The sequence below is a fragment of the Promicromonospora soli genome, assembly GCF_014653785.1.
Classification (GTDB): Bacteria; Actinomycetota; Actinomycetes; order Actinomycetales; family Cellulomonadaceae; genus Promicromonospora; species Promicromonospora soli.
On the sequence record NZ_BNAS01000003.1, the window covers coordinates 613,982 to 628,753 of the forward strand.

A 14,772-nucleotide genomic window follows, 5' to 3' on the forward strand; every position below is an offset into this window, starting at 1 on the left:
TACCTCGCGGCTACGTTGGGTGCCATGACGACCCCAGTCGACCCGAGCCCGCCGGGCAGCCCCGACCCGCAAGGTGTCCCGGAGCCGCCCCGGCACGACCCGTCGGCTGCGCTCAGCGTGCGCGGCCTCTGGAAGCGGTTCGGGCAGAAGACCGCGGTCGCCGGCGTCAGCCTGGACGTGCCCGCCGGCTCGTTCTACGGCCTGGTCGGCCCCAACGGGGCCGGGAAGACCACCATGCTCTCGATGGCCACCGGACTGCTGCGGCCGGACCTCGGCGGGGCCTGGGTGCACGGAGTGGACCTGTGGGCGCGTCCCGACGTGGCCAAGGCCACGCTGGGCGTGCTGCCTGACGGCGTGCGTCTGTTCGACCGCCTGACCGGCCGCCAGCTGCTGACGTACGCCGGGATGCTGCGGGGGATGGAGAAGGACACGGTCATCGAGCGCACCGACGACCTGTTGCTGGCCTTCGACCTGGGCGCCGACGCGGACACGTTCGTCGTCGACTACTCCGCCGGCATGACCAAGAAGATCGCGCTGGGCAGCGCCATGATCCATGCTCCGCGCACCCTGGTCCTCGACGAGCCGTTCGAGGCGGTGGACCCGGTGAGCGCGGCGAACATCCGCGACATCCTCAAGGACTACGTGGCGGGTGGCGGCACCGTGATCGTCTCCAGCCACGTCATGGACCTGGTTCAGCGCATGTGCGACCACGTCGCCGTGATGGCGGCCGGGCAGGTCCTCGCGGCCGGCACGGTGGACGAGGTGCGCGGCGAGCAGAGCCTGGAAGACCGGTTCGTGGACCTCGTCGGCGGCCGTCAGCACTCGGAGGGGCTCTCATGGTTGCGCGGTTCGTGACCCTCAAGCTGACGCTGATGGGCAACACGTTCCGCAAGAGCGTCTGGCAGACGATCGGCATGGTCGTCGCGGCGCTGTACGCGCTGGGCGTCGTCGGAGCTCTCGTGACCCTGGTGGGTGCCCTGGCATATGTGGGGGACCCGGCCTGGGCCGGCCTGGCGATCACCCTTGGCGGAGCCCTCACGGTCGTGGGCTGGTGGATCATCCCGATCTTTGCCTTCGGCGTGGACGCCACCCTGGACCCGCACCGGTTCGCGACGTACGCGATCCCCCGGCGCACCCTGCTCGCGGGTCTGGCGGTCGCGGGCCTGGTGTCCGTGCCCGGTATCGCCACGGTGCTCGTCGCCATCGGAACGTCGTTCGCGTGGGTGCTGGAGCCGGGCGTGCTGGTGGTCGCTCTCCTGGGCGCCGTGCTCGGGGTCGCGACGTGCGTGATCGGGTCCCGCGCGATCACCACGCTGCTGGCCCCCGTGCTGGAGTCCCGTAGGTACCGTGAGGTCGTCACGATCGTCGCGGTGATGCTGGTCGTGATGACCGGCCCGCTGATCGGCTGGCTCGCGAACGACGTCGAGGTGTCGGTCGAGGCCGACCCCGGAAGCGGCAGCAGCATGGGCATGCTGCTCCTACCGTTGTTCGAGCAGGCGGCCGCCCTCGTCGGCTGGACACCGTTCGGCGCGGCCTGGTCGCTCGCCGGCACCGCGCACGACGGCGACTGGGCCGGCCTTGCCGGACACCTCGCCGTCGCGCTCGGCACCATAGGGCTGGCCTGGCTGGTCTGGGACCGGGCGCTGGCCCGTGCCCTGGAGCGCCCGCCCGTCGGCGACGGCAGCGGCGGCAAGGCCAAGGGGCTGGGGGCGTTCGGCCGCGTGCCGTTCTCCCCCACCTGGGCCGTCGCCGCCCGGACCGCCACCTACTGGGTCCGGGACCCCCGCTACTCCGGATCGATCGCGATCGTGCCGCTGCTGCCGGTCGTCATGTACGTCTCGGCGCAGAGCACGGGCAACTTCTTCATGCTGCTGGCGACCGGGCCGTTCGTGGCCTGGATCCTCGGCTTCAGCATCTCCAACGACGTGGGCTACGACAACACAGCGTTCGCCCTGCACGTCGCGGCGGGCGTCGACGGCAGGGCAGACCGGTGGGGCCGGGCTATCCCGATGCTCCTCGTGGGACCCGTGGTCTGCGTCGCCACGGTGGTGGTGTCGGTCTGGATCGCCGACTCGTGGCACCTCACGCTGCCCCTGCTGGGCCTGTCCCTCGGGCTGCTGCTGGTCGGCACTGCCGTGTCCTGCGCGGTCTCGGCGCGGCTCGTCTACCCGGTCGCCAAGCCGGGGGAGAGCCCGCTCAAGTCCCCGCAGGGCGCCGCGACGGCCACGATCGTGTCGCAGGGGCTCGGCTTCCTGGTGACGGCCGGGCTGTCGCTCCCGGTCCTTGCTATGGGAGTCGCCGCCCTCATGCTGGGCGGAGTGCTGTGGGGCGCGGCGACGCTCGTCGTCTGCGTCCTGTACGGGGCCCTGATCCTGGTCCTGGCGGTGCGGTTCGGCGCTCGTGTGTACAACCGGCGGCTGCCGGAGCTGCTCCAGCAGGTCCAGTCGTTCCCGTGAGTGCCTTGAGCCCTTGAGCCCTTGAGCCCGTGCGCCAGAGCCTGGATGTCGGAGGCTCGGCGTAGCGTCGGCACACATGAGTCGCATTGACGGGCGCAACATCGACGGACGCCACATCGACGGACGCGTGGACGGGATCGTTGGCGCAGACCTGCGCGGGGCCGACATCCGCAACGCTGACATGAGCGGTGCCTCGTTCCGCGAGGTCGGCCTCAACGGCGTGCGGATGCGTGGGGTCGAGCTGGCCGAGGCCGACATAGACGGCTTCATCTACGGCCTGCGCATCAACGGTGTCGAGGTGGAACCCCTGGTCGAGGCCGAGCTGAACAGGCGGCATCCGGAGCGTGCGCTGCTCCAGGACCGCACACTGACCGGGCTCCTCGCGGCGCTCGACGCCTACGACCAGCTGTGGGAGGCCACCTACGAACGGGTCGCGTCGATGCCTCCGGGCACGGTGGACGTCTCGGTCGACGAGGAGTGGTCGTTCGCCCAGACCTTGCGGCACCTCGTGTTCTGCACCGACGGCTGGCTGCGCTGGGGTGCGCAGGGCCGGCGTGAGGACGTGTTCTGGCCCGCTGGGGTGCCGCACTCCGCATTCGCCGCCGATGCGCCGGGGATCGGGATCGACCCGGCCGCTGCGCCGTCGTACGACGAGGTGCTCGAGGTCCGGAGGGGCCGGATGCGGGAAGTCCGTGAGTTCCTCTCGACGATCACGCCCGAGCAGGCGGGCAGTGCGGCCGAACCGCCGCCGTGGATGGATCAGTCCGAGCCCTTCGACGTAGCGCAGTGCGTGTGGGTGGTGCTCACCGAGGAGTGGCATCACCACTCGTACGCCACCAGGGACCTGGACCTGATCGACACGGGCAGCGGCTCGTCCACGTAAACTTGCGCGACGTGGCTCTCACTATCGGCATCGTCGGCCTGCCCAACGTCGGCAAGTCCACCCTCTTCAACGCTCTGACCCGCAACCAGGTGCTCGCGGCGAACTACCCGTTCGCGACGATCGAGCCCAACGTGGGGGTGGTCTCGCTGCCCGACGAGCGGCTGACCAAGCTCGCCGAGATCTTCGGGAGCCAGCGGATCCTGCCGGCCACGGTGTCGTTCGTGGACATCGCGGGCATCGTCAAGGGTGCGTCCGAGGGGGAGGGCCTGGGCAACAAGTTCCTCGCGAACATCCGCGAGGCGGACGCGATCTGCCAGGTCACCCGCGCGTTCGACGATCCTGACGTCGTCCGGGTCGACGGCTCCCAGGACGCCCCCGGCGACATCGAGACCGTCTCCACCGAGCTCATCCTGGCCGACCTCCAGACCCTCGAGAAGGCCCTCCCGAGGATGGAGAAGGAGGTCAAGATCAAGCGCGGCGACCCCGTCCTCTACGCTGCCGCGAAGAAGGCCCAGGAGATCCTGGACCAGGGCATCACGCTCTACCAGGGCGCCGCCGACGCCGGCCTGGACCTGGCCGAGATCGCCAGCCTGCAGCTGATGACGGCCAAGCCGTTCATCTACGTCTTCAACACGGACGACGACGGCCTGGCGGACACCCAGTCCCAGGAGGCGCTGCGCAAGGTCGTCGCGCCCGCCCAGGCGATCTTCCTGGACGCGAAGTTCGAGTCGGAGCTCGTCGAGCTCGAGCCCGACGAGGCCGCCGAGATGCTTGCCGAGTCCGGCCAGGCGGAGTCCGGCCTGGACCAGCTCGCGCACGTCGGCTTCGACACGCTCGGCCTGCAGACCTACCTCACGGCGGGCCCCAAGGAGACGCGTGCCTGGACCATCCACAAGGGCTGGACCGCCCCGCAGGCCGCCGGCGTGATCCACACCGACTTCGAGCGCGGCTTCATCAAGGCCGAGGTCATCTCGTTCGACGACCTCGTAGAGACCGGCTCCGTGGCCGGGGCAAAGGCGGCTGGAAAGGCCCGTATCGAGGGTAAGGACTACGTTATGCAGGACGGCGACGTCGTTGAATTCAGGTTCAACGTTTAGTTACCTCGTGAAAAGGGAAAGTTCCACGGGAGGTTTGGTCCACATTGGCCGGCTCTTGCCGCAAGAACAGGAGAGTAGCCCTGTGAAAAAGTTCATCACGGTCATCCTGGTGGCCTTTGGCCTCGTCGTTGGCGGACTCGTCGCGTCGGCGCCCGCCCAGGCCATCGTCGGGAGCAGCGTTCACTTCTACGAGGTGAGCGACGGTATCCCGTCCGACTGGATCAAGCTGCACAACACCGGAACCGGGGGTACCGAGTATCTCCAGTCGTTCGCCACGACGAGGGGCAACGTGCGCGAGTCGTGTCCCCCGAACGACAACTACTACCTGTACTACACGAATCCTGCCGGTGCTTTCAACAGACTGAACCCTGGCGTGTGTCTGGTTCCGATCCGGACCGGCACGTACTCCGTAGGCATCGCTCGAGCCTGACAGCCAGGCGACGTGGTGGAGTTCCGCTTCAATGTCTGAGCATCACCCGGATCGCGGCATGTCCAGAGGTCGCGATCCGGGCTCAGGTGGCCGAGGATTGTCCTGCGCAGAGTGATGCCCCTCCTCCTCAGCCGAACAACTGTCCGGCGACCCCGCCGAACACGGTCGCGACGATCTCGAGGACGACGATCACGATCCCGACGATGCCGAAGCCGCGGGCGGCGCCGGCCTGGGGGTGGCTTCCGCGTGCCAGGCCGCCCAGCCACGCGGCTGAGGCGCCGAGCGCCGCCGGTGCTCCGGACCAGTTCAGCGGCAGCGTGATGATCGCGAGAGCGCCGAGCACGATCGCGCCGACCTTGGCGCGCATCGCGGCTGTCGCGACCGGATTCGGCGCCTTGCCTCTGCTGGCGGGCTTCTCCGAGTCGAGTCTCCCGACGGGCGCGTTGTACGGCGCGGGGTGGCCGGCGTTCGGGGTGGCGGCTGCGATCCTGCTCGATCGGCGTACAGATCCGCGCGTGGGCCGGGCCGTCGCGGCGCTTGCCGTCGTCCCGGCAGCGATGGCGGTGATCGCGCTGTCGACGGCGGGTGGTCCGGTCTGGACCCGGGTCGAGGAGCTGTGGCGTGCGGCGGACTTCGTTGTCGTGCTCCTCACGCTGGTGCTGCTCGCCTGGGCGATGGGCTACGCCCCGGGGCGTATCCCGCGCCGCCGGCTGTTCTGGGTGCTGGTGTGGTCCTCGGTCGTGGTCGGCGCTGTCGCGGTGGCCGATTTGACGCTCGACCCGCGCGGCGAGGCCGTCGTACTGACCTTGGGCATGTGGTCGCTCGCCGGTCTCGTGACGCGGCTGACGACCGCGACCGAGCTCAGACCCGTCGATGAGCCGCTCCTCGATGTCGTCGCGGCGGCACTGACCTTGGCGATCGGTGCAGCCATGGGCGTGGTCGTGAGACTGGCCGGCACCCGCGCCGGCGTTCCTGCTCCGGACCTCACTGCCGCCTTCGCCGCCGTGACGTCCACTGCGCTGGCCTGGCCGGCTGCGGCCTGGTGGCGGCGGTCGCGGCTCACTCGCCGCTACGGCACCGGAACGCTGACCCCCGCCGATGTCGCTTCCATCACCGCTGGCCTGCACCGCCTCACTGACCCGCGCGAGCTGCTCGCCAAGGCCGCCGAGATGGTGGCCGTCTCCAGTGGCCACCTCGAGGTGACGCTGGTGGTGGGTGAGGACAGCCCCGACGTCCCACCCGGCTGGGTCGACCATCCGCTGCTGGTCGGCGGCGACCGCGTCGGTACGCTGCTGCTGAACCACGACGACCCGGAGGGACCCGAGCCGCGTCAGGCGCGCCTGGTCGGACAGCTGGTGCCGACCGTCGCGCTCGTCTGCCGGGCTGTCGGGCTCGCCGTCGAGGCCGAGCACGCTCGCCAGGATGTCGCTCGCGAGCGGGACGCCGAGCGGGCTCGCATCCTTGGCGACCTGCACGACGGCCTCGGCCCGGTGCTGTCCGGAATGAGCATGCGGGTCCAGAGGCCGAGTTGCGCCGGAGCCCCAGCCTGCTGCTGCAATCACTGGCCTCGGGGCTGGCCGAGGCAAGGGGAGACCTCCGCCGGATCGTGTCCGGGCTCAACCCGTCGGCGCTGCTCGACGCCGACCTGGCCGGAGCGCTCAAGCGGCTGATCGCGACCTTCGACGGGGACGACCGTCAGGTCGGGCTGGAGATCACCGTCGAGCGTCCGCTGCCCGGCGCGGTGAACGTCGCCGTCTATCGCTCCGTGGCCGAAGGCATCACAAACGCATTGCGCCACGGCCGGGCGAGCCATGTGGCGGTCCGGGTGGCGACAACCGTTGCCGGCCACGTCGCCGTCGACGTTCGGGACGATGGGATCGGTGGCCCGATCGCCCCAGGCGTTGGGCTCACATCACTGCGGCAGCGGGCGGAACAGCTGGGCGGATCGCTGGCCGTGGGACCTCACGACGGCGGCGGAGTTCTGCTCCACCTGGAGCTGCCGACGACGGGAGCAGCATGACGAGAGTGATGCTCGTCCACGATCACCCGATAGTGCTGTCGGGGCTATCGGCTCTGATCGAGTCGGAGGACGGGCTCGAGCTCGTCGCGACAGCCCGGACCGCCGCGGAGGCCCGTGCCGTCACCATCGAGCCGGACGTGGCGGTGCTCGATCTCGGACTGCCGGACGGTGATGGCATCGAGCTCGGTGCGATGCTCAAGCTCACCTGGCCAGGCCTGCGCGTCGTCGTGCTCACCATGCACGCCGACGACCAGGCGGTGATACGCAGCCTCGGTGCCGGCTTGGACGGCTATCTCCTCAAGGACTCCGATCCCGAGGACGTGCTGGCAGCCATCCACAGCGCTGCGCGTGGGACCCTCGTGCTGGGCAGGGGGGCGTCGGGTGCGGTTGTCGCCGCTGCGGCCTCCGCACCGCGGACCGACGCGCTCGGCGCTCTCGATGCACGGGACCTGGAGATCCTCGAGCTTCTCGTGCAGGGTCTGCCAACGTCACAGGTCGCGGCGCGCCTCTTCCTCGCGCCGAAGACGGTCCGCAACCGGGTCTCGGAGATGCTCGCCAAGCTCGGGGTGGCATCACGTGACGAGGCGATCGCCCTCGGCCAGGCGGGAGGCCTGGGCCGGTCCTGAGCGGGCGGATCACGCCGGGGCTGGCGCCCATGGCACGAGGGATGCCGATCACCTTGCCGCACCGGAGTACCGTGAGGAGCAACCAAGTCAGGACGCCTCCACCAGGACTTGTCCTGAACCTGTTTGAGAGGTGGGGCGTCATGATGACGTCGATCGTCGGCCCGCCGGTTGACGGCTTCCTGCGCGGACCTCGCGGAGCACCCCGATGAGCGCCGCGACCTGGATCCTGATCTTGACGCTGATCCTGGTCCTGATCGGCCTCGGAATGGCTGTCAAGATCGTCAAGCAGTACGAGAAGGGTGTGCTCTTCCGGTTTGGCCGACTCAAGGGCACCCGCGAGCCGGGCTTTCGGATCATCATCCCGGTAGTCGACGTACTACATCGCATCTCCCTGCGGATCGTCACCATGCCCATCCAGTCCCAGGGCATCATCACCAAGGACAACGTCAGCGTCGACGTGGCCGCCGTCGCCTACTTCCGAGTGGTCGATCCCGTGAAGTCCGTGATCGTGATCGAAAACGTAACCTCAGCCATCAACCAGATCGCCCAGACCACGCTGCGGAACGTTGTCGGGCAGCACGCCCTCGACGAGATCCTGGCGGAAACGGACCGAATCAACGAGGACATCCGCATGATCCTCGATCGCACGACCACCGATTGGGGCCTCGAGGTCACATTGGTCGAGCTCAAGGACATCCAGCTGCCCGAGAGCATGAAACGCGCCATGGCACGTCAGGCCGAAGCCGAGCGGGAGAAGCGCGCGAAGATCATCAACGCCGAAGCGAGCACCTCGCCGCTACGAGGCTGGGCGACGCCTCCGACATCATGATGGCGCATCCGCTGGCGCTACAGCTGCGCAACTTGCAGACGTTGGTCGAACTCGGCGTCGACAAGAACACCACGGTCGTGTTTCCGGCGCCGCTGATGAGCACCATCGGCGAGCTCGGCACCTTCCTGGCCCGTGAAGAAGCGGCCGCGACAGCGAACGCACCTGCCGGCGTCGACGACTCCACCACGGCACAGGGACAGGTTGCAGCACCCGTGACCAACGGTGCACTGGCACCTGCCGACACGACTCCGGCGCATTGAACCTGCTCCGGCCGCGGCCACGCCGGCCGAGGCGGTGGAGGTGGCATGACCTCGGCACGGACGACCGAGGCGCGACCGTTTCCCGTAGAGTCGCGCCGTCCACAGCACAGCCCGGCGACGGAGCCGTGAGCCCTTGCAAGGAGCCAAACCGTCCATGAGTACCGCAGTGCCCTCGACCACCGGTCGGACGTTCCCGCTGGGGGATGTCCGGCTCGGCCCAGGACCGTTCGCCGTCGCCCAGCAGCGGGCGCTGGAGGCGGTGCTCGACATCGACCTGGACCGGCTTCTCGCCCCGTTCCTCGCCGCGGCGGGGCTCGACGGGCGGGCCGAGCCGTACGGCGACTGGGAGAGCGGGGGGCTCGACGGCCACATCGGCGGTCACGTCCTGTCCGCGCACGCGAAGCTGTGGGCGGTGACCGGCCAGGACGTGCTGCACGACCGCATGGAGCACCTGCTCGACGTGCTCGAGCGCTGCCAGGACGCGGTCGGCACCGGCTATGTCGGCGGGGTCCCGGACGGGCCGGCCCTGGGCGAGGAGCTCGCCGCCGGGCTCATCGACGCCGACCTGTTCGCCCTCAACGGCCGGTGGGTCCCGGTCTACAACCTGCACAAGACGCTCGCCGGCCTCGTCGACGCGGCGACCCACGGGCGCTCCGTGCGCGCGCTGACCATGGCGACGCGCTGGGCCGACTGGTGGCTGTCGGTCACGAAGACCCTCACCGGCGAGCAGGTCGAGCAGATCCTCACCGCCGAATTCGGCGGGCTCAACGAGGCGTTCGTGGAGCTGGGCGCACTCACCGGCCGCGAGGACCTCGTCGCCGAGGGGCGGCGGCTGGCCCATCACAGGCTGCTGGACCCGCTGGCCGACGGGGGCGACCCGCTGGACGGGCTCCACGCCAACACGCAGATCCCCAAGGTGCTGGGCTATCAGCGCCTGGCCGACCTGGCGCCGGACGGCGACCCGGGCGCTGAGCGGTTCGCCGCAGCGGCCGACGCCTTCTGGTCCTCGGTTGTCGAGCGCCGCACGCTGGCGATCGGCGGGAACAGCGTGCGTGAGCACTTCCATCCGTCGTCGGACTTCACCGAGGTGATGACGGACCCCGAGGGGCCGGAGACCTGCAACACCCACAACATGGTCGAGCTCGCGCGGCTGCGGCTCGACCGGGGGCACGACGGGACCGCCGTCGAGCTCGCCGAGCGGGCGCTCTTCAACCACGTGGTCTCGTCGGTCCACCCCCGGCGCGGGGGATTCGTGTACTTCACGCCGATGCGGCCGGCGCACTACCGGGTGTACTCCCGGCCGCACCTGTCCATGTGGTGCTGTGTCGGCTCCGGCCTCGAGGGCCACACCAGGTACAACGAGCTCGTCTACACCCACGACGGGCCCGACCTCCGCGTCGAGCTCTACACGCCGTCGGTCCTCGACTGGACGGAGGAGGGCCTGCGGGTCGAGCTGTCGACCGAGCTGCCGTTCCGCGACGAGGCTCGGGTCGTCGTCACCTCCGCCTCGCCCAGGGCGCGCACGCTGCGCCTCCGCGTGCCGTCCTGGGCGGAGCTCGTGGGCCTGAGCGTCGACGACGAGCCGGTCGACGCCGCCGTCGTCGACGGCTACGCCGAGGTCGCCCGCACCTGGAGCGGCACGACCGCGGTCACCGTCCGCCTCGCGCCCCGGCTCGTCGCGGAGGCGCTGCCCGACGGGTCCGGCTGGGTGGCCTTCCGCTACGGCCCCGTCGTGCTCGCATCGCGCGGCGGCGGCGAAGACCTCGAGGGGCTCGTCGCGGGCCCGGACCGCATGGCGCACGTGGCCCACGGCCGCAAGATGCCGGTGCGGCGCAGCGGCATCGTGGCCGCCCAGCCGCCGGAGTCGGCCGTGTCGGCCGTCGACGAGCGCACGCTGACCTTCGAGCTCCAGGTGCTTCGCGAACGGTCCGGCGAGCTCGTTCCCGCCACTGTGCTGCTCGAACCCTTCGCAGGCATCCATGACGAGCGCTACAGCATCTACTTCGCGGCCGACGCCGACCCGTCCCGTGCCCTGGCCACTCTCCGGACCCTCGACGACGCCGAAACCACCGCCGTCTTCGACAAGGTGACGGCCGGCGAGCAGCAGCCCGAGGTGGACCACGGGTTCACGGGGGAGCGGACCAAGGCGGGCGGGGCCGACGGGATCCACTGGCGCAGCACGACGGCGTGGTTCGAGTACCGGCTCCGCTGCCCGGACGGCGCGGCCCTGGTGCGGACGCGCTTCGTCGACCGCGTCGCCAGCCGGCGCAGGGTCCTCCTCAACGGCCGTGAAGCAGTCACGTCACGGACGCTGACAGAGCCGGCCGACGGCGAGGGCCTCGCCGAGCACGAGTACGGCCTCACGGAGGCGGTGCGCGAGGCGGGCGCCCTGGGCGAGGTGGTGTTCCGCGTAGAGGCGGTGGACGGCGCGGACAGCGGCGACCTGCTGGCCGTCGAGGTCCTCCTGCAGCAGGGCTGATGGGGGTTCGGCCCGAGAGGCTCAGGCTCTGAGGCGCCTGAGGGCGGCGACGTTTCCCTTGCTCTCGTACAGCCTGGTCGCCCGGTCCATCGAGGATCGAGCGTCCGTGGCCAGTCGGGCGGCCGTCTCCACCCGCGACCGCTGGACCAGCAGGTCTGCCTTGAGGTTCGGCAGCACGGCGGGAGCCAGGTCGACGGCGGTGGTGGTCATGGCCAGCGCGGCCTCGACCTGGTCCGGGGCGAGGCACCGGGCCACCGCCATCAATGCCCTGGCACGCACAGCGACACAGTCGGCAGGAGCCACCGCCCGGGCCTCGTCGGCGAGTGACCTCGCCTCTTCCCGTCGACCCTGCTCCGCGAGGACCAGGGCGAGCCGGGAGGAGGTCTCGCCCACATGCTCAGCCTCCCCGCCCCGACGGAAGGGCTGCAGTGCGACCCGGTACCCGCCGACCGCCGCGAGGATGTCGCCTGCGACCGCCTCGACGTCGGCGCCGGCCCAGGCGAGGAAGGCGAGAAGCCGGGGTGCGCGCATCCGTTCGATCACGAGCGAGCGAGCGCGGTCGAGGAGCTCCCTCGCCGGCTCCAGCTCGCCCGCCATGGCACGGGCGTGAGCGAGCATTCCCATGGTGACGGGGTTGGGCGGGGCGTGCGGAGGCAGGAGCGACTCGATCTCCGCGATGCAGTCCGGCACCGGAGTCGGCCCGTCGACGAGGCTTCGCGCGACCAGGACTGCCGCGGCGAGCTGTTCGCGCACGGCCCCGCCACGCCGTGCCACTTCCAGGCTGCGACGCCCGAGGCTCGCGGCGGCGACCAGGTCGCCCCGTCGTTGCTCCAGCCAGCCGAGCAGGAAGAATGCCTGCGCGAGCCCGTTGTCGTCGCCCGCCTCGGCGAAGAAGTCGCCCGCTTGCCGTGCGGTGGCGGCCAGGTCATCGGCCGTCACACCCTGGGGACCGGTGATGCACAGGCTTCGTGCATTTTCGAGCCGGGCGAGCCAGCGGTCGACCGGGCCGACGTCCGGCATGGTGGTCAATGCCAGCAGCAGCTTCTGCGCCCGGGCATGGTCCCCGAGTGGCAGCGAGACCTCGGCCAGCCGCTGGGTGGTGCCAGGGACCAGGGGATGCCCCTCCGGGAGGAGGTCGAGCGCCCGCGCCAGCAGGTCCGAGGCCGCCGCCATGTCGGTACGCAGGTACGCCCGAGTCCCCGCGGAGGCCAGCTTGGTGCCCGCTCGCGCCTCGAGTACGCCATCGGGTCCTAGTCCGACCAGCCGCCGGTTGACCACGGCCTGCTCGAGGTGGTGGCCGACGACCGCGTCCAGCTCGTCGCCGAGGGGTCCGGCGCTGTCCTCCAGCCAGTCCGCGAACGTGAGATGGAGGCGTTCCCGGTCGCGGCGGGTGAGGGTCCGGTACACGGCGTCCCGGATGAGTCCGTGCGGAAACTCCACCCGGCTGTGCCCAGTGCGCCGCAGGAGTCGCTTCCGGATCAGCGACTGCATGTTTCCCGCCAGGAACGGACGTGCCGCCTCAGGCGCCAGCACCTGCAGGGCCTCGAGGCTCAGCTGGTCACCCGTGACGGCCGCGGCTCGAAGCAGGTCCCGCTCGCCGGGGCCGAGCCGGTCGATCCGGGTGGCGAGCAAGCCCCGCAGCGAAGCGGGGATGGTATCGGTCTCGGCGTGCTCGAACGCGGCCAGAAGTTGCTCGGCGAACAACGGGTTGCCCTGCGCCGTCTCGATGATCCGCTCTTCCGCTGCTGCGGGCAGCTCGAGCGAGGCCTGGGCCCTGACCACCTGCCCGATGGCGTCGGGATCGAGCGGGTCGAGGTACATCAGGTCTGCTCGTTCGCCTCCGACACTCCAGTCGGGGTGCAGCTCGACGAGTTCCGGGCGAGCCAGGAAGAGGAGGAACACGGGCCCGCTGAGCGTGTCCGTGAGGTACTCGCACAACTCGAACAAGGTCGCCTCGGCCCAGTGCAGGTCATCCACGATCATCACGAGCGGCTGGACGGCGCTGAGGATCTCGAGGGCCCGGCGGAGGTCCGCGAAGAGCCCATGCGGCAGGCCCTGCGGTTGCCCCGCTCCGAGCGCACCGGTCAGGCGGCCGCCCAGCCCGGGCTCGACGTCGTCCAGGAGGCCGGCCACCCCCGCCCAGCCGGCGCCACCACCCGCCTGGACGAGCAGGTCGTGCAGGAGTCCGGGCACCCGACCGGTACCTCCGTCGGGGCAGGCCGTGGTGATCGTCCGGACCTGTCCGTCGACCGACTCCGCGAACGCCCGGGCGAGCCGGGTCTTGCCGATGCCGGCTTCGCCGAGCACGGTCATCCGCTGTGGTGTCCGTCGCCGCGCCATGCGGCCGAACGCGGTCCTCAGGCGGGTAACCTCGCTTTCCCGGCCGACCATCTGTGCGCGAAGGTGACGTGGGATCAGCCGGGCGTCGGCGTCGACGTGGAGCAGGCGCCACGCGACGGGGTCGGCCGGTTCCCGGACCCGCTCGACGACCGCGGCGCCCCGGACCAGCATCATGGCCTGCGGCCCGATGAGCACCTCGCCGGGGCGGGCGGCCTGCTGCAGCCGGGAGGCCAGCGATACCGCCGGCCCGCTCGCCGCGCGGGCGCCCGTGACACCTGACACGACCTCACCCGCCTCGACCCCGGCGCGGAACTCACGTGGTTGACCGGGGAGGGCGAGCACACGCTCACGTGCCTGGTGAGCGGCCACGACGGCCCGGAGCGGGTCGTCGTCGTGTGCGAAGGGCAGTCCGAACCACCCCATGACCCCACCACCGACGGGAACCTCGACGCGCGCCCCGTTGCTGCGCAGCGCCTCGGTGACCAACGCCAGCGACTCCGCGGCCTTGGTCTGCCCCGCTTCGGGATCGCTGTCGGCGTCGGTGAGGGTCAGATCGACGAAGAGAACCGTCACCGTCCTGCGCTCGCCGGGTAGCCAGGTCGACGTCTCGGGCAGGCGGACGGGCGAGGGCACCGCAGCGAGAGCAGGATCCTGGTTCAGGATCCTTCCGTGCAGGGTCCGTAGCTCAAGGCAGGGCTCGACGCCGAGCTCAGCGACCAAGGTCCGGCGCACCTGCCCGTAAGCCTCCAGCGCATCGGCCTGACGGCCGGCCCGGTAGAGCGCGAGCAGCAGCTGACCGCGCAGGCCCTCGCGGTAGGGATGGGAGGCGATCAGCGCCTCGAGCTCCGGGATCAGCTCCGCGTGCCTCCCGGTGGCGAGCCGGGCATCGATCAGCGCCTCGCGCGCCGTCAGCCGGTGTTCCTCCATGGCAGCGATGGCGGCCTGGGCGAACGGCTCGTAGGCCACATCCGCCAGGGCGGGGCCGCGCCACAGGGCCAGTGCCAGCTCCAGCGTCGCTGAACGCTCGTCACCCTCGAGCTCACGAGCTGCCCGGACCAGCTCGTGGAACCGGTTGAGGTCGATGGCGCTCGCAGGGACCGCGAGGCAATAGCTGGTGCCGGTGGTCTCCACGGCGGTGGTGCCCAGGGACTTCCGGAGCTTCGAGACGAATCCCTGCAGCACAGTCTTCGCGGTGGCCGGAGCGGCGTCGCCCCACAGGGCGTCGATCAGCCTGTCGACGGTGATCGCCTCGCCGACCTGGAGGGCGAGAATCGTCAGCAGGCTCCGCGCTCGCCCGCCCGGCACAGCGATCACCCTGCCTCCTCGCCGTACCTCCAGCGGTCCGAGGAGAC

13 protein-coding genes are annotated in these 14,772 nt (G+C 70.6%); 11 read left to right on the forward strand and 2 right to left on the reverse strand.

From position 1 onward, the window contains the following. Positions 1 to 24 precede the first annotated feature (24 nt). The 5 genes from IE250_RS12840 to IE250_RS12860 all read left to right on the forward strand — a co-directional run bounded on the left by IE250_RS12840 (position 25) and on the right by IE250_RS12860 (position 4,866). Positions 25 to 855 (forward strand): ABC transporter ATP-binding protein, encoded by an 831-nt coding sequence (locus IE250_RS12840; protein WP_189669644.1) that lies wholly within the window; start codon positions 25 to 27, stop codon positions 853 to 855. Beyond that, positions 837 to 2,456 carry a hypothetical protein gene (locus tag IE250_RS12845; protein WP_189669645.1) on the forward strand — a complete coding sequence of 540 codons (1,620 nt, stop codon included), beginning with the start codon at positions 837 to 839 and terminating at the stop codon, positions 2,454 to 2,456. The genes IE250_RS12840 and IE250_RS12845 overlap by 19 nt, the downstream gene beginning before the upstream one ends. 76 nt (positions 2,457 to 2,532) lie before the next feature. Continuing rightward, on the forward strand, positions 2,533 to 3,339 hold the full coding sequence (locus IE250_RS12850) for a DinB family protein (protein ID WP_189669646.1): 807 nt from the start codon (positions 2,533 to 2,535) through the stop codon (positions 3,337 to 3,339). Positions 3,340 to 3,350: 11 nt separating this feature from the next. Next, the gene (gene ychF / locus IE250_RS12855) at positions 3,351 to 4,436 is read left to right on the forward strand and encodes a redox-regulated ATPase YchF (protein WP_189669647.1); all 1,086 of its coding nucleotides are present in this window, start codon (positions 3,351 to 3,353) and stop codon (positions 4,434 to 4,436) included. Between the two features lie 82 nt (positions 4,437 to 4,518). Continuing rightward, positions 4,519 to 4,866, forward strand: coding sequence for a hypothetical protein (locus IE250_RS12860; RefSeq protein WP_189669648.1), 348 nt, complete (start codon positions 4,519 to 4,521; stop codon positions 4,864 to 4,866). Between the two features lie 127 nt (positions 4,867 to 4,993). On the opposite strand, the gene IE250_RS12865 is transcribed toward IE250_RS12860, so the two are convergent. Next, on the reverse strand, positions 4,994 to 5,233 hold the full coding sequence (locus IE250_RS12865) for a hypothetical protein (protein WP_189669649.1): 240 nt from the start codon (positions 5,231 to 5,233) through the stop codon (positions 4,994 to 4,996). Here IE250_RS12865 and IE250_RS12870 point away from each other — a divergent pair. The 6 genes from IE250_RS12870 (at position 5,223) to IE250_RS12890 (ending at position 11,080) form a co-directional block, all read left to right on the forward strand. Next, complete coding sequence (locus IE250_RS12870) at positions 5,223 to 6,536, forward strand: sensor histidine kinase (RefSeq protein ID WP_189669650.1); 1,314 nt, start codon at positions 5,223 to 5,225, stop codon at positions 6,534 to 6,536. The two genes, IE250_RS12865 and IE250_RS12870, sit on opposite strands and share 11 nt — an antisense overlap. Further along, positions 6,473 to 6,886: a sensor histidine kinase gene (locus IE250_RS12875; RefSeq protein WP_189669651.1), complete on the forward strand. Its 414-nt coding sequence runs from the start codon at positions 6,473 to 6,475 to the stop codon at positions 6,884 to 6,886. The genes IE250_RS12870 and IE250_RS12875 overlap by 64 nt, the downstream gene beginning before the upstream one ends. Next, the gene (locus IE250_RS12880) at positions 6,883 to 7,512 is read left to right on the forward strand and encodes a response regulator (protein ID WP_189669652.1); all 630 of its coding nucleotides are present in this window, start codon (positions 6,883 to 6,885) and stop codon (positions 7,510 to 7,512) included. Before IE250_RS12875 ends, IE250_RS12880 begins: the two co-directional genes overlap by 4 nt. 205 nt (positions 7,513 to 7,717) lie before the next feature. After that, complete coding sequence (locus IE250_RS12885; RefSeq protein WP_229872408.1) at positions 7,718 to 8,341, forward strand: SPFH domain-containing protein; 624 nt, start codon at positions 7,718 to 7,720, stop codon at positions 8,339 to 8,341. Further along, entirely contained in the window at positions 8,341 to 8,601 is a 261-nt protein-coding gene (locus tag IE250_RS24545; RefSeq protein ID WP_229872409.1) for a hypothetical protein, read from the forward strand. The genes IE250_RS12885 and IE250_RS24545 overlap by 1 nt, the downstream gene beginning before the upstream one ends. A gap of 154 nt (positions 8,602 to 8,755) precedes the next feature. Then, complete coding sequence (locus IE250_RS12890) at positions 8,756 to 11,080, forward strand: beta-L-arabinofuranosidase domain-containing protein (protein ID WP_189669653.1); 2,325 nt, start codon at positions 8,756 to 8,758, stop codon at positions 11,078 to 11,080. Positions 11,081 to 11,101: 21 nt separating this feature from the next. Here IE250_RS12890 and IE250_RS12895 read toward each other — a convergent pair whose 3' ends face one another. Next, positions 11,102 to 14,734 carry an ATP-binding protein gene (locus IE250_RS12895; protein ID WP_189669654.1) on the reverse strand — a complete coding sequence of 1,211 codons (3,633 nt, stop codon included), beginning with the start codon at positions 14,732 to 14,734 and terminating at the stop codon, positions 11,102 to 11,104. Positions 14,735 to 14,772 lie beyond the last annotated feature (38 nt).